Below are 13,887 nucleotides of genomic sequence, written 5' to 3'. Positions count from 1 at the left end.
GCGGCTTGCCCTTTTTCCCGGGCCGGGTCATTTCATGACAATCCAGCCTAAGGAGGGCGGTGTTATGGAACAACGACATGTCGGTGTGACCTTCACGGGAGGCGTTTGGGCGAGCCTGGGCTACCCGCTGCTTTGGCTCGTCCTGTCCCTGTTCATCATCCCCACCGCCTGGGGCGCGGTGGCGTTTTTTGGTTGGTGGTGCGCCGCGGCGCGCTTTTCCGACGGCACGCGGGCCGACTTCGAGGGCCGGGCGGGGCGCATCTGGCCGCTTTTCGCCGTGGCCACGTTTCTGGCCGTGCTGCCGCAACTGGCCACCTCGGGCATGGAACACGACGGCCGGCGCCTGGCCGTACAGGGGCTGCTGGCCCTGGTGCTCATTCCCTGCGACGCGGCGGTCAAGCTGCCGCTGTACCGCTGGCTCATCGAGAACATCCGTCTGTCACCCGGGGGCACGGCCCGTTTTCACGGCCGCTACCTGCCCTTTCTCGGCTGGTCGGCGCTGGTGACCGTCGCGGCCATGACCCTTATTTTTGGGCCATTCGCCGCCGTGGGCATGGCGCGCTGGGTGTGCCGCAACATCGAGGGCGAGGGCTTCGGCCTGGAATTTCACGGCTCGGGCTGGGGGCTTCTGGGCATGAGCCTCCTGTGGATGCTCGGCACGATGCTTGTCATCCCCATTCCCTGGGTCTTGCGGTCCGTGTTCCGCTGGTGGACGGAAAACCTCCGGCTCATCCGCTTCGAGACCGCGGGCGCGTCCCTGCCCTGACCAGCGGCGTGCCGTCGAAATCGAAGACGAAAAGGCGCAGCCGCGGCCCCGGGCCGGCGAAGCGGCGCATGTGGCCGAGGGCCTCCCCGGCCAGGACCTGGGCCAGGGCCGCCCTGGCCGGGGCGCCTTTGGCCAGCTCGAAGGCGTGGCGGGCGGTGTTGGCCGCCCCGGCCGCCCGGCAGGCCGCCTCGGGCCAGCCAGCCTCCCGGCACCAGCCGGCCAGGGCCGAAAAATCCATGTCCCCTTGGTGGGCGTGGGTGTTGGCCAGGCCCTGGGCCATTTTCACGAGCTTGCCCGGATAGCAGGCCCAGGCGATGTCCCGGAAGCCGCGCCCGGCGGCGGCGCCAAGGGCGAAGGCCAAGCAGTCGGCCGCCTGGACGCAGGCCGTTTCCGCCAGTTCCGGCAACTGCCGGCGCAGGAGCGCCTCGCTGCGCCGGCCCGTGGAAAAGCCGACGGTGTCGTGGGCGAGCGCCCTGGCCACGTCCAGGGCCTCGGCGATGGAGGCCTCCCAGGCGGCGTGGCTGAAGGGGCGCACGATGCCCGAGGTGCCGAGGATCGAAATGCCGCCCACGATGCCCAGGCGCGGGTTGAGGGTCTTGCGGGCCATGGCCTCGCCGCCCGGCACCGTGACCTCGGCCCGCAGGCCGCCGCCGTGGCCGGCCAGCGCCGCCGCCTCGGCCACGGCGGCCCGGATCTGGGCCAGGGGCGCCGGGTTGATGGCCGCCAAGCCAACGGCCACGGGCAGCCCCGGCAACGTGACGCGCCCCACGCCGGCCCCGCCTTCCACGGCGACGCCGCCCGGGCCGGCTTCGGGGCAAACATCCACCCGGCAGCCGATCACCGCCCCGTGGGTCACGTCCGGGTCGTCGCCGCCGTCCTTGACGATGGCGGCATAGGCCCCTTCCCCCGCAAGGCGCGCCTCGGCCACGGGCAGGGTCAGCCGGCCGGCGCCCGGCAGCGGCACGTCCACGGTTGCGGGGCGCTCCCCGGAGAGCAGCAGCAGCGCCGCCGCCTTGGCCGCGCCGGCCGCCGCCGTGCCGGTGGTGAAGCCCTCGCGCAGGCCCTGCCGCCGCCTCACCCCGCCTCCCGGCAGGCCCGGGCGAAATGCCAGGCCGCTTGGGGGCTGCCGGCCAGGTGCACGTGCACGTAGCTGCCAAGGGTCGCCTGGCGCAAAAAGCCGTGGCGGTCGGGAATGGGGCCCTTGCGCCCGGTCGCGGCGTAGACGTCCGGGACCTCGCCGGTGTCGCCGGCCAGGTGGGAGTAGTGGAATTCGTGGCCGCGAAGCCGCGTGCCGGACGGCCCCAGCGGCGTGTCGGCGGTGGTGGTCACCGCCCGGTAGCCCAGCGCCGCGAAACGCTCGCCCATGGCCGCCCGGAAGGGAAAAACGCCGGCCATGGGAAAGGTCCGGCCCGAAAGGTCGGCCAGGGACTCCATGAGGTACATGAAGCCGCCGCACTCGGCCACGACCGGCCGGCCCGAGGCGCAAAAGCCCCGCACCGCGGCCAGCATGCCCGCGTTTTGCGAAAGCGCCGCGGCATGCAGTTCCGGATAGCCGCCGCCCAGGTACAGCCCGGCCAGGCCCTCGGGCAGGCCGGCGTCGCCAAGGGGCGAAAAGGGCACGATCTCAAGCCCCGCCGCCTCCAGCAGCCGCAGGTTTTCGGCATAATAGAAGCAGAACGCCCGATCCCGGGCCAGGCCCAGGCGCGGAGGCGGCGGGGATGGGCGAGGGCGAAGGGACGGGGAAGGCGCGTGGGGGGGAGATGGGGGGAAGCCTCCGGCGGCCAGAGGGGGCGAGGCCCCCTCTGGACTCCCTATAAGGGGGAAGCTGGCGTCATCGTCACGGTCGATCATAAGCGGCGGCAGATCGGCCAGGAGGGCGTCGAGGTCGCAGTGGGCCTCGACCCAGTCGGCCAGGGCGTCCAGGCGTTCCGTCGCGGCCGCGTCGTCGGCGGCCGTGACCAGGCCCAGATGGCGCGAGGCCATGGCCAGCTCGGCCCGCCGGGGCAGCACGCCCCGAAGCGGCGTGGCGGGAAGGCTGGCCGCCATGACTTCGCGCAGCAGTTCGGCGTGGGAGGGGCTGCCGGCGTTGTTTAACAGCACGCCGCAAAAGGCCAGGTCCGGCTCGAAGGCCAGGTAGCCGCCCACCAGCGCCGCCGCCGAGCGGGCCATGGAGGCCGCGTCGGCCACGAGCAGCACCGGCAACCCCAAAAGCCTGGCCAGGGAAGCCGAGGAGCCGGCCGCGTCCACGGCGGCGTAGCCGTCGAAAAGGCCCATCACGCCCTCGACAATGGCCAGGTCCGCCCCGGCGGCGTGGCGGGCGAAGATGCGCCGCGTCCCCTGCGCGCCGCACATCCAGTCGTCGAGGTTGTGGCTGGGAGTGCCCGTGGCCAGGGCGTGGTGTCCGGGATCGATGAAGTCCGGGCCGGCCTTGAAGGCCTGCACGCGCAGCCCGCGCCGGGAAAAGGCCCGCAAAAGCCCGAGCGTCACGGACGTCTTGCCGCAGCCGCTGCGCGTGCCGGCCACGAGCAGGCCGCGCGGAGCGTGGGGAGGGGATGGCATGGCGCGCTGCCCGTACGGCCGGGAACCCCGTGGCCGGGGTTATTCGTCCTTGAGGGTGCGGGTCATGAGTTCGCGCACGGCCAGGGACGGGTCCTTGTCCTGGTAGAGGATGGCGTAGACCTGCTCGGTCAGGGGCATTTCCACGCCGATTTTTTCGCGCAGCGCATGGACGGCCTCGGTCGTCTTGACGCCCTCGGCCACCATTTTCATCTCGGCCAGGATGTCCAGGAGCTTTTGCCCCTTGGCCAGGCGCAACCCGACCTGGCGGTTGCGCGAGAGGTCCCCGGTGCAGGTCAGCACCAGGTCGCCCATGCCCGAAAGGCCCATGAAGGTCTGGCGGTCGCCGCCCATGGCCTTGCCGAGCCTACTCATCTCGTGCAGGCCCCGGGTGATGAGCGCCGCCCGGGCGTTGGCCCCGAAGCCCAGCCCGTCGGCCACGCCGGCGGCGATGGCGATGATGTTTTTTATCGCCCCGCCAAGCTCCACCCCGCGCACGTCCGAGGAGGTGTAGATGCGGAAATAGGGCGTGGACAGGGCTTCCTGGACTTCCTTGCCGGCTTTCTTGTCCTTGCAGCCCAGGGTCACGGCCGTGGGCATCTCGCGGATGACCTCGTAGGCGAAGGTCGGCCCCGAGAGCATGGCGAAGCGCGGCTTGAGGCTGGCCAGGGCGTCCTCGCACACCTGGGACATGGTCATGAGGCTGTCGAGCTCGATGCCTTTGCTGGCGCAGATGATCACCGGGTTTTTGGGCAGGTACTTGAAAAACCGTTGGTAGGCGCTACGGATGAACTGGCAGGGCACGGCGAACAGGAAATGGCGCGCGCCCTCGGCCACGGCCGCCGGGTCGGTGCTGACCTCGAGGGCCTCGGCCAGGCGCCTGTCGGGGAGGTACCAGGAATTCATGCGGGTGGTGCGCATCTCGTGCATCACCGCCTGCTCGCGCACCCACAACCGGGTTTCGTTGCCTTTTTTCGCCAACAGGTCGGCCAGGGTCGTGCCCCAGCTGCCGCCGCCGATCACCGCGATCTTCATGCTCTCCGCCTCCGGTTTCCCCCGCGCCGCCCTGCGGCCGGTTGCGCGCCTCGCAGCCGCGCCGTTGTTGCTTCTAGCACACAAAGCCGGTAGAGACAAAGGCTTTCCGGACACAGCCTCGGGAGGGGAAGTCATGGGCGGGACTGGCGCGGCCACGGCGCTTTCGGCACTGGACAGGGAAATCCTCAAACGCGTGCAGGGCTCGCTGCCGGATTCGGCCACGCCTTACGCCGACATCGCCGCCGCCGTGGGCACGGACGAGGCCCATGTGCTGGGGCTTTTGTCCCGCATGACGCAGACCGGCGAGATCCGCCGTTTCGGCGCCACCCTCAAGCACCAGAAGGCCGGCTTCGGGGCCAACGTCATGGTGGCCTGGTACGTGCCCGAGGAAGACGTGGACCGCATCGGCGCCATCATGGCCGAGCGACCCGAAATCAGCCACTGCTACCACCGCGTCAACTGCCTGGACTGGCCCTACAACCTCTACACCATGATCCACGGCCGTTCCCAGGAGCAGTGCCGGGAAGTGGTCGCCGCCCTGTGCGCCGCCACGGGCCTGGACGACTACGCCATGCTTTTCAGCCTCAAGGAACTGAAAAAAGTCAGCATGCGTTATTTCTAGGGCCGCCCATCCGCTACGCCAGCCCGGGCCGCGCGAGGCCGGCCGTGGCGGCAAGGTTCCATCGGCGTTCCTGCCCCTGCGCGCCGGGGATTGACGCCACGGCTCCCCTGCCCCATACTCCCATGAGAACTCCGCAAAAAGGCGAGGTATCCGCATGAAACCCGTCGATCTGCTGTACATGGGGCTGGGGGCGGCCTTCCTGGCCAAGGACAAGGTCGAATCCTTCGTCGAGGAACTGGAAAAACGCGGCGAAATGTCGCGCGCCGACGCCCAGAACTTCCTGGCGGACGCCAAGTCCCGAGCCAAACAGGAGGAAGAGGTCCTGCGCGCCCGCATCCGCGAGGAATTGCAGGGCGTCCTCTCCGACATGGGCCTGGCCACCAAGGACGACATCGCGGCGCTGAAGGCCCTCATCGAGAAACAGCCGTCCTGATGCCGGCCGCACTGGCCCCCAGGCGGGTCTGGCTGGCCTTCCGGTTCCTGCACACGGTCTTCGTGCTGGTGCGGCGGGCGGACAGCTTCCTGTTGTTGCGTCCGTTGCCGCCGCGCCGGCTCAAGGAAACCATCCTCACCCTGGGGGCCAGCTTCATCAAGCTGGCCCAGGTCCTGGCCACCCGGGCCGATTTTTTCACCGACGACTATCTGGCGGAACTCAAGGCCATCCACGACGAAGTGGCGCCCATGCCGCAGGCCGATTTCCGCCAGGCCTTCCGCCAGGCCTTCGGCGACAGGCCGCCCTTCGCCGCCTTCGACGAAACGCCCATCGCCAGCGCCTCCATCGGCCAGGTCCACGAAGCCAGCCTGCCCGACGGCCGGCGGGTGGCCGTCAAGCTGCGCCGCCTGGGCGTCGACCGCCAGGTCCGCCGGGACATCCGGCTCGTGCGGGCCATGCTCTCGGTCTTCACGCCCTTTTTCTCCCGGGCCACGAAAAATTCCGTGGAAGCCGTGCTGGCGGAATTTTCGGCCATGATCGTCAAGGAAGTCGACCTGTCCGTGGAACTGTCCAACCTGCGCAAGTTCACCGACGCCTACGGCGACGCCCCGGTGCGCTTCCCCGTGCCCGAGCCCGGGCTCTCCGGGCCGGACGCCCTGGTCATGAGCTTCGAAACGGGCCTGCGCATCGACGACAAGGACGGCCTGGCCGCCGCCGGCATCGACTTCCGCAAGGTCCTCGATACACTCATCGCCTTCTACATCGAACAGATGCTCGTGCGCGGCTATTTCCACGCCGACCCCCATCCCGGCAACATCCTGGTGCGGCCCGACGGCGGGCTCACCCTGCTCGATTTCGGCATGCTCAAGCGCCTGCCCGCCGACACCCGCGTGGCCATGATCGAGGTGGCCAAAACCGCCCACGACCGGGACTACGAAGGCTTCATCGTGGCCTGCAAACGCCTGGGCATCGTCGCCGCCGGGGCCGACCCGGCCGAGATGATGGAATTTTCCGAGCGCATGTTCGACATCTTCGGCGACGCCGGCCTGTCCGCCGCCTCCATGCAGGCGCTGGCCTTCTCCGTGCTCGCCTCCATGAAGGACCTGCCCTTCAAGGTGCCCCAGGACGTGGTCTACGTCATGCGCGCCAGCACCCTCATCGAGGGCCTCGGCACGACGTTTATTGAGAACTTCAACGGCGTCAAAGACATCCTGCCGCTTTTGCGCAAGAATCTGGCCCGGGCCATGGGCGCCGAGGCCGGGCTGTTCCCCACCCTGCGCTCGGAACTCATGAGCCTGCCGCTGACCATGCGCCGGGCCAAGACCGTGCTCACCGATCTGAGCGAATCCAACCTGCGCGTCAAGCTCTCCCCCGAAACCATGGAATACGCCGGCGAACGCCTGCGGCCCTACCTGCGCCGCCTGGCCCTCGGGGTGCTGCTGCTGGCCGCGGCTTTTTTGGCGGCCTTGACGGATGTGCCCCACACCCGTGAGGTGGCTTGGCTGCTGTTCGCGGCGGGGGCGGTGCGGGTGTGGCTGGCGTTGCGGTAAGGGACGCAGACGCAGAGGTTGTGGGTGAGGTGAAGGTGGAGATGGGGGTGGGGATGAAGATGCCTCCGGCGGCCGGGACGCTGTCCCGGACCCTGCCAGGGCGCTGCCCTGGACCCGCCAGGAGGGGATGATCCCCTCCTGGACCTCCCCGACGGGGCGGGTGGAGGTGTGGTCGGGAACGTCGAGCGGCGGGGCGTCGGTCGTGGTGGTGCCGGAAATGGGGCTGGCGACACTGGCCGCAAGGCCGGCCAGCACGCCAGCCCCATTTCCGGCACCACGGGCGCCAGCGGCGAAGCGCCGCATATTGAAGATTAAGGGCCGTCCGGCAACCGCCAATTGCACCGTCTGTGGCAACACACCGCGTGTGAAGAATAAAATCCCGGGATTGCCTTTACGGAGGCTTTCAAAGCAAAAAAATCCACACCCCTCGGCCCGAAGGGCCGACGGCTGGGCGAGGCCGGAATTTCGCCTTTCGAGCCAGGAGCGTAGCGACGGCATCGAAAGGCGAAATTCCGGCCTCGCATCTTCGCGCCGCGCACGACCATCACCCCGGTGACCGCAGCCCCTTGCGCCCACCGACGCCGCTGGGGGGGCCTGGGGGGCGTCACGCCCCCCAGTGGGGTGGTCCAGGAGGGGCAAAGCCCCTCCTGGTGGGGTCTGGGGCAACGCCCCAGTTCAGGGGCGCCGCAGGCTCCTGCTCTTGTTTCTGCTCAGGCCATGTGCAAACCGCCGCCCGTTCCCGGTCGCCGTCTAGAACAGATACCCGTAGGTGCTGGCCAGTTTGTCGGTTTTGCCGAGGATGGTTTCGGTGACCTGGTCGATGTCGGCGCTGTCGACGATGCCGGCTTCGCTGGTCAGGAAGTATTTGAGGGCGCCTTCCTTGGAGGAAAAGAGCCAGCTGATCGAATAGATGGAGCTCAGTCCCGAGCGGCCGGGGAATTCTTCCTTTGTTTTGAGCACGATGACGATTTTTTTCTCGTCCTTGTTGGTCGGTTGCATAAGCGACGAGCGCCCCAGCAGTTCCTTGAGCCGGTAGGCCAGGCGGGTGCCCACGGGGTCGTTGTCGTCGTGGTCGATGGCCACTGGGGTTTTGCGGCCCGAGGCATCGCTTTTTTTGGCCGGGGCGGCATCGGCTGCGGGCGGCGCCGGGGCGGCGGTCTGGGCCAGGGCGGGAAGGGCGGCAACTATCGTCAGGGCCAGGGCCAGCGACAGGACCCGCAAAATCGTCTGCATGGCGTGCTCCTTCATGGTACGATGGCGATTAGTTGCGGCATAATCCACCGGGTGCGCCATTGGCAAGCCGACGGGAAATCGGGATGGGGCGGCTGGCCGCATCGAAAAATTGGTTGTCTTTTGCAATTGTTAATATGATCTCATTGTGAAAAGCCGCTCCATGTCGTATGCAAGCCTGTTACAGCCCGAATAATCTTTGCCAACTTTTCGCCCGGAGGTCCCATGCCCCTTGTTTCCCTGATGATCGCCGTTTTGTGTCTGGCGTTTTCCGCGCCGTTTGCCGGGGCCGCCGACCCCATCCGCATCGGCGCCGTGGTTTCGGCCACGGGTCCGGCCTCGTTTCTGGGCGAGCCCGAGAAGAACACCCTGGCCATGCAGGCCGAGGCCATAAACGCCGCCGGCGGGCTGCTCGGCCGACCGGTGGAAGTGATCGTGCTCGACGACGAAACCGACGTGAACAAGGCCGTGCTGGCCGCCGACAGGCTGCTGAAAAAGGACAACGTCGTGGCCGTGGTCGGGCCGACGGTTTCGGGCAACACGCTGGCTGTCGCGCCCAAGTTCGTGGCCGCCAAGGTGCCGCTGGTGTCCATGGCCGCGGCGGAAAAGATCGTGAAGCCCGTGAGCCCCTGGGTGTTCAAGACGGCCCAGTCCGACCGCCTGGCCGTGGCCCGCATCCTGGCGCACGCGGGCAAGGCCGGCCACAAGAAGCTGGCCATCCTGACCGTGTCCGACGGGTACGGCCAGGCCGGCCGCGAGGTGCTCAAGGAACTCGTCCCGGCCGGCGGTTTCGAGCTGGTGGCCGACGAGGTCTACGGCCCCAAGGACACGGACATGGCCGCCCAGCTGACCAAGATCAAGGGCGCCTCCCCGGATGCCATCATCTGCTGGGGCACCAACCCCGGCCCGGCCGTGGTGGCCAAAAACCGGGTGCAGCTCGGCATCGCCACGCCGCTCTACATGAGCCACGGCGTGGCCAGCGCCAAGTTCGTGGAGCTGGCCGGCGAGGCCGCCGAGGGCCTGCTGCTGCCGGCGGGCAAGCTGACGGTCGTCTCCCAGCTTCCCGAGGCCGATCCCCAGAAGGCGGCCCTGGCCGCCTATGCCAAGGCCTACGAGGAGCGCTTCAAGACGCCGGCCTCGGCCTTTGGCGGTTACGCCTACGACGGCCTCATGCTCGTGGCCAAGGCCATCGCCGACGGCAAGGACGCCTCGCCGGCGGCCATCCGGGACAAGCTGGAGAAGATCAAGGGGTTTGCGGGGATCACCGGCGTGTTCGGCTTCTCGCCCGAGGACCACAACGGCCTGGACGAAAGCGCCTTCGTCATGGTCACCATCGCCGGCGGCGAATTCAAGTTGCTGGCCGACAAGTAGCCCGCTCGAGGGTGTCACGAAAACGAACAGGCGGGTCATTTTGGGTTCCCTTCGGACGCGTTCTCGACTATAGGGACGGGACGTGAACACCTAATGTCGACTGCTCGCGCGGCGGGGTCCCCGCCGCGCGAAACCTTTTCCAAACAGGAGCCTGCCATGCGACTGCACGCCGCCGCCTTGGCTTTTTGCGCCGCCATCCTCTCGGCCCTGCCGGCTTTCGCCGCCGATCCCGTGCGCCTGGGGGCCGTGCTGTCCGTCACCGGGCCGGCCTCCTTTTTGGGCGAGCCCGAGAAAAACACCATCCAGATGGAAGTGGACAAGATCAACGCCGCCGGCGGCGTGCTCGGCCGGCCGCTGGAAGTGGTGATCCTCGACGACGAGACCGACGTGAACAAGGCCGTGCTGGCGACCGACAGGCTGCTCAAAAAGGAGCAGGTTTCGGCCATCCTCGGCCCCACCACCTCGGGCAACTCCCTGGCCGTCATGGCCAAGGCCGCCGCGGCCAAGGTGCCGCTGGTTTCCTGCTCCGCCGCCGAGAAGATCACCAAGCCGGTCAACCCCTACATCTTCAAGGTCGCCCCGTCCGACCGCCTGGCCGCGGCCCGCATCCTGTCCCACGCCAAGAAGCAGGGGTACAAGAAGCTGGCCATCCTGACCGTGTCCGACGGCTTCGGCCAGGCCGGCCGCGAGGTGCTCAAGGAACTCGTCCCGGCCGGCGGCTTCGAGCTGGTGGCCGACGAGGTCTTCGGCCCCAAGGACACGGACATGACCGCCCAGCTGACCAAGATCCAGGGCGCCTCCCCGGATGCCGTCATCTGCTGGGGCACCAACCCCGGCCCGGCCGTGGTGGCCAAAAACCGGGTGCAGCTCGGCATCAAGACCCCACTGTATATGAGCCACGGCGTGGCCAGCAAAAAGTTCATCGAACTGGCCGGCGAGGCCGCCGAAGGCCTGCTGCTCCCGGCCGGCAAGATCACCGCCGCCGCCAAGCTGCCGGACAGCGACCCGGAAAAGGCCCTGCTCGTGGCCTACACCAAGGCCTACGGCGAGAAGTATAACGCCCCGGTCTCGACGTTCGGCGGCCACGGCTATGATTCGCTGCACCTGGTCGTCAAGGCCGTCGCCGACGCCGGCTCCGACAAGCCGGAAGCCATCCGCGACGCCCTGGAAAAAACGAAAGCCTTTCCCGGCATCGGCGGCGTCTTCACCTTCACCCCCGAGGACCACGCCGGCCTTGGCCCCGACGCCTTCATCATGCTCGGCATCGCCAACGGCGACTGGGTCATCGTCGGGGAGTAGTGCGGGCCTCGATGCTTTCCGGCGCGCCGCAATACCTCGTCTCCGGGCTCACCCAGGGGGCCGCCTATGGCCTCATCGGGCTCGGGTTCACGATGATCTTCAACACCACCGGCATCATCAACTTCGCCCAGGGCGAGTTCGTGATGCTCGGCGGCATGCTGGCCGTGTGGTTCACCGCCTCGGGCCTGCCGCTTGTCGCGGCCGTGCTGGGCGCCTGCCTGGCCACGGCCGTGGTCGGCGCGCTCATGGAACGCCTGGCCATCCGGCCCCTGGCCGGCGCTCCGGCCATTAACGCCGTCATCATCACCATCGGCGTCTCCATTTTGCTGCGCGGCGGGGCCATGCTGGTCTTCGGCAAGGACACCGTGGCCTTGCCGGCCTTTACGGGCACGGCCCCCATCCTGGCGCTCGGCGCGGCCATCCAGCCCCAGAGCCTGTGGGTGCTGGCCGTGACCTTGGCGCTTCTGGCCGCGCTCAAGCTCTTTTTTACCGCCACCATCCAGGGCAAGGCCATGCTGGCCTGCGCCTGCCAGAAAAAGGCCGCGAGCCTGGTCGGCATCTCCGTGGCCCGCATGGCCCTGCTGTCCTTCGGCTTAAGCGGGCTTATCGGCGCCGCCGCCGGGGCGATCCTGGCCCCCATCACCATGACCGCCTACGACGTGGGCATGATGCTCGGGCTCAAGGGCTTTGCCGCCTGCATCCTGGGGGGCCTGGGCAATCCCTTCGGCGCGGCCGCCGGCGGGCTGGTGCTCGGGGTGCTCGAGGCTTTCGGCGCGGGCTTTATCTCCTCGGGCTACAAGGACGCCTTCGCCTTTATCGTCTTGCTGCTGCTGCTGTTCGTCAAACCCTCGGGGCTGTTCGGCAAGGCCGGCGTGGAGCGGGTATGAGGCCGGCCTTTTTCGGCAGAAACGCCGCCCAGGCCGGGGCCTTTCTCCTGTTGCTGTTGGCCGTGCCGTATGCGCTGCCCAACGAATACTACCTGAGCATCTGCATTCTCGGCTGCCTAAGCGCCGTCATCGCCGTGGGGCTCAATCTGCTCATGGGCTACGCCGGCCAGATATCGCTTGGCCACGCCGCCTTCTACGGCATGGCCGCCTATGCCACGGCCATCGCCACCACGCGTTTTTCCCTGCCCATTCCGGTGGGCATGGCCATTGGCGTGGCGCTGTCCGTGGCCGTGGCCTGGGTCGTGGCCGCGCCCACCCTCAAGCTCAAGGGCCACTACCTGGCCATGGCCACGCTTGGCTTCGGCATCATCGTCTCCATCGTCTTCAACGAGGCCGTGGATTGGACCGGCGGCCCCTCGGGCTTCGTCGGCATCCCGCGCCTGGCCCTGGCCGGCTACGCCTTCGACACCGACCGCAGCTACTACAACCTCATGGCCGTGGTGCTGTCGCTGGTGGTCCTGTCGTCGCTCAACCTCATGCGCTCCCGCACCGGCCGGGCCTTACGCGCCCTGCACGTCAGCGAAAAGGCCGCCGCGAGCCTGGGCGTCGACATCGCCGCCCACAAGCGTTTCGTCTTCGTGCTTTCGGCCGGCCTGGCCGGGCTCGCCGGCGTGCTCTACGCCCACTACCTGAGCTTCATCGCCCCGGCCTCCTTCGGCTTCACCTTCTCGGTCCAGCTCGTGGTCATGGTCGTGCTCGGCGGCATGGCCAGCGTCTGGGGATCGGTGGCCGGCGCCTTCTTCCTGACCGCCCTGCCCGAGGCCCTGCGCGAATTCGAGGACATCGACATCCTGGTCTACGGCGCCATCCTGGTGCTGACCATCATGTTCTTGCCCGACGGCCTGGCCGGGGGCCTGTCCCGCCTGTCCCGCCTGTCCCGCCGGCTGCGGCGGCGCGGGGAGGGCGCATGACATCGCCTCCCGCCCCCATGCTCGACGTGGCCGGCCTGACCGTGCGCTTTGGCGGCATCCACGCCCTCACCGAAGCCGATTTCGTCATCCCCCCCGGCACGGTCACGGCCCTTATCGGCCCCAACGGCGCCGGCAAGACCACCATGCTCAACGCCATCACCGGCATGGTGCCCATAACGGCCGGGGCCATCCGCCTGGACGGGGCCGAACTCACCGGCCTGCCCACCCACGAACGGGCCGCGGCCGGTGTGGTGCGCACCTTCCAGAACCTCGAAGTCTTCACGTCCCTCAGCGTCCTCGAAAACGTCATGGCCGGCCGCCACGCCCACACGCGCTACCCGGTGTTCGCCAGCCTCCTGCGCACGCCGGGGTTTCGCCGGGCCGAGGCCACCTGCCGAGCGCGCGCCCTGGAATGCCTCGATTTCGTGGGCCTGGCCGACGTCGCCGACACGCCGGCCGGCGACCTGCCCTACGGCAGCCAGCGGCTGCTCGAAATGGCCCGGGCCCTGGCCGCCGACCCCAAGCTGCTGCTCCTCGACGAGCCGGCGGCGGGGCTCAATTCCAAGGAAACCGCGCGCCTGGGCGACGTCATCACCGCCATCCGCGACAGGCTCGGCGTCACCGTCGGCCTCGTCGAACACGACATGGACCTGGTCATGGGCGTGAGCGATTACGTGACGGTGCTCAATTTCGGCCATCCCCTGGCCGCGGGCACGCCTGACGAAGTCCAGGCCAACCCCGAGGTCGTGCGGGCCTACCTGGGCGAGGACGAGTAGCGAGGGCGAGTCGCGAGGGTGAAGCGGGGAAGGGAAGAGGGAAGATGCCTCCGGCGGCCAGGAGGGGGTGACCCCCTCCTGGACCTCCCCGATGGGGGATGGGAATGCGGGTGGCGGTGTGGCCGGCGGGCGGGCATCCGTCGGCGAGGCCGGAAATTTCCCGGCGCTGCCGTCGCTGCGCTCCCGGCTCGCCGGGAAATTTCCGGCCTCGCAGGGCCGTCGCCCCTTCGGGGCGAGGGTTTTGGACTTTTTGCTTTGAAAGCCTTTTTAAGGCTACAATGATGGAAATGGACGTGAAAGCATCGGGTGAGACAATGTCTCCTGGATTCCCTTGCCTGTGGGGCGCTCGTGCCGGGGCTGGCTTTGCAGCCCCGGCACGAGCGCCCCACAA

Annotated in this window: 13 protein-coding genes; 9 read left to right on the top strand and 4 right to left on the bottom strand. The window is 68.5% G+C overall.

What is annotated here, in order from left to right; translation table 11 throughout:
- Positions 1-64: 64 nt before the first annotated feature.
- Complete coding sequence (locus ACP59X_RS20100; protein ID WP_428561933.1) at positions 65-766, top strand: hypothetical protein; 702 nt, start codon at positions 65-67, stop codon at positions 764-766.
- Here the strand turns inward: ACP59X_RS20100 and cbiD are convergent.
- From cbiD to ACP59X_RS20085, 3 genes are read right to left on the bottom strand one after another with little or no spacing between them, the layout of a single operon-like run.
- Complete coding sequence (gene cbiD / locus ACP59X_RS20095; protein ID WP_428561931.1) at positions 729-1,844, bottom strand: cobalt-precorrin-5B (C(1))-methyltransferase CbiD; 1,116 nt, start codon at positions 1,842-1,844, stop codon at positions 729-731. The two genes, ACP59X_RS20100 and cbiD, sit on opposite strands and share 38 nt — an antisense overlap.
- Entirely contained in the window at positions 1,841-3,325 is a 1,485-nt protein-coding gene (locus ACP59X_RS20090; RefSeq protein ID WP_428561929.1) for a cobyrinate a,c-diamide synthase, read from the bottom strand. Before ACP59X_RS20090 ends, cbiD begins: the two co-directional genes overlap by 4 nt.
- A gap of 39 nt (positions 3,326-3,364) precedes the next feature.
- On the bottom strand, positions 3,365-4,357 hold the full coding sequence (locus tag ACP59X_RS20085) for an NAD(P)H-dependent glycerol-3-phosphate dehydrogenase (protein ID WP_428561927.1): 993 nt from the start codon (positions 4,355-4,357) through the stop codon (positions 3,365-3,367).
- A gap of 133 nt (positions 4,358-4,490) precedes the next feature.
- Between ACP59X_RS20085 and ahbB the strand changes: the two genes are divergently transcribed.
- From ahbB to ACP59X_RS20070, 3 genes are all read left to right on the top strand, one after another.
- Positions 4,491-4,979: a siroheme decarboxylase subunit beta gene (ahbB, locus tag ACP59X_RS20080; RefSeq protein ID WP_428561925.1), complete on the top strand. Its 489-nt coding sequence runs from the start codon at positions 4,491-4,493 to the stop codon at positions 4,977-4,979.
- A 154-nt stretch (positions 4,980-5,133) separates the two neighbouring features.
- A complete protein-coding gene (locus ACP59X_RS20075) occupies positions 5,134-5,412 on the top strand; it encodes a phasin family protein (protein ID WP_428561923.1) in 279 nt (92 codons plus the stop codon).
- The gene (locus tag ACP59X_RS20070; RefSeq protein WP_428561921.1) at positions 5,412-6,962 is read left to right on the top strand and encodes an ABC1 kinase family protein; all 1,551 of its coding nucleotides are present in this window, start codon (positions 5,412-5,414) and stop codon (positions 6,960-6,962) included. The genes ACP59X_RS20075 and ACP59X_RS20070 overlap by 1 nt, the downstream gene beginning before the upstream one ends.
- Positions 6,963-7,712: 750 nt before the next feature.
- Here the strand turns inward: ACP59X_RS20070 and ACP59X_RS20065 are convergent.
- Positions 7,713-8,195, bottom strand: a complete 483-nt coding sequence (locus tag ACP59X_RS20065) for a hypothetical protein (protein ID WP_428561919.1) — start codon at positions 8,193-8,195, stop codon at positions 7,713-7,715.
- A gap of 222 nt (positions 8,196-8,417) precedes the next feature.
- On the opposite strand from ACP59X_RS20065, the gene ACP59X_RS20060 reads away from it, so the two are divergent.
- The 5 genes from ACP59X_RS20060 (at position 8,418) to ACP59X_RS20040 (ending at position 13,496) form a co-directional block, all read left to right on the top strand.
- On the top strand, positions 8,418-9,563 hold the full coding sequence (locus ACP59X_RS20060; protein WP_428561917.1) for an ABC transporter substrate-binding protein: 1,146 nt from the start codon (positions 8,418-8,420) through the stop codon (positions 9,561-9,563).
- A 156-nt stretch (positions 9,564-9,719) separates the two neighbouring features.
- Entirely contained in the window at positions 9,720-10,862 is a 1,143-nt protein-coding gene (locus ACP59X_RS20055) for an ABC transporter substrate-binding protein (protein WP_428561915.1), read from the top strand.
- 11 nt (positions 10,863-10,873) lie between these two features.
- Complete coding sequence (locus ACP59X_RS20050) at positions 10,874-11,749, top strand: branched-chain amino acid ABC transporter permease (RefSeq protein WP_428569979.1); 876 nt, start codon at positions 10,874-10,876, stop codon at positions 11,747-11,749.
- Entirely contained in the window at positions 11,746-12,720 is a 975-nt protein-coding gene (locus ACP59X_RS20045; protein ID WP_428561913.1) for a branched-chain amino acid ABC transporter permease, read from the top strand. The genes ACP59X_RS20050 and ACP59X_RS20045 overlap by 4 nt, the downstream gene beginning before the upstream one ends.
- Positions 12,717-13,496 carry an ABC transporter ATP-binding protein gene (locus ACP59X_RS20040; RefSeq protein ID WP_428561911.1) on the top strand — a complete coding sequence of 260 codons (780 nt, stop codon included), beginning with the start codon at positions 12,717-12,719 and terminating at the stop codon, positions 13,494-13,496. Before ACP59X_RS20045 ends, ACP59X_RS20040 begins: the two co-directional genes overlap by 4 nt.
- Positions 13,497-13,887: the final 391 nt, after the last annotated feature.

It is taken from the genome of Solidesulfovibrio sp. DCME (genome assembly GCF_049995385.1).
In the GTDB taxonomy this organism is placed as follows: domain Bacteria; phylum Desulfobacterota; class Desulfovibrionia; order Desulfovibrionales; family Desulfovibrionaceae; genus Solidesulfovibrio.
Note: the sequence above shows the minus strand (reverse complement) of the source record. Positions and strands in the feature narration are given on the sequence as shown.

Coding starts and splice junctions, on each gene's coding strand:
- ACP59X_RS20090 (WP_428561929.1), bottom strand. CDS start 3,325: ATGCCATCCCCTCCCCACGCTCCGCGCGGCCTGCTCGTGGCCGGCACG.
- ACP59X_RS20040 (WP_428561911.1), top strand. CDS start 12,717: ATGACATCGCCTCCCGCCCCCATGCTCGACGTGGCCGGCCTGACCGTG.
- ACP59X_RS20055 (WP_428561915.1), top strand. CDS start 9,720: ATGCGACTGCACGCCGCCGCCTTGGCTTTTTGCGCCGCCATCCTCTCG.
- ACP59X_RS20100 (WP_428561933.1), top strand. CDS start 65: ATGGAACAACGACATGTCGGTGTGACCTTCACGGGAGGCGTTTGGGCG.
- ACP59X_RS20070 (WP_428561921.1), top strand. CDS start 5,412: ATGCCGGCCGCACTGGCCCCCAGGCGGGTCTGGCTGGCCTTCCGGTTC.
- ACP59X_RS20060 (WP_428561917.1), top strand. CDS start 8,418: ATGCCCCTTGTTTCCCTGATGATCGCCGTTTTGTGTCTGGCGTTTTCC.
- ACP59X_RS20065 (WP_428561919.1), bottom strand. CDS start 8,195: ATGCAGACGATTTTGCGGGTCCTGTCGCTGGCCCTGGCCCTGACGATA.
- ACP59X_RS20045 (WP_428561913.1), top strand. CDS start 11,746: ATGAGGCCGGCCTTTTTCGGCAGAAACGCCGCCCAGGCCGGGGCCTTT.
- ahbB (WP_428561925.1), top strand. CDS start 4,491: ATGGGCGGGACTGGCGCGGCCACGGCGCTTTCGGCACTGGACAGGGAA.
- ACP59X_RS20085 (WP_428561927.1), bottom strand. CDS start 4,357: ATGAAGATCGCGGTGATCGGCGGCGGCAGCTGGGGCACGACCCTGGCC.
- ACP59X_RS20050 (WP_428569979.1), top strand. CDS start 10,874: ATGCTTTCCGGCGCGCCGCAATACCTCGTCTCCGGGCTCACCCAGGGG.
- ACP59X_RS20075 (WP_428561923.1), top strand. CDS start 5,134: ATGAAACCCGTCGATCTGCTGTACATGGGGCTGGGGGCGGCCTTCCTG.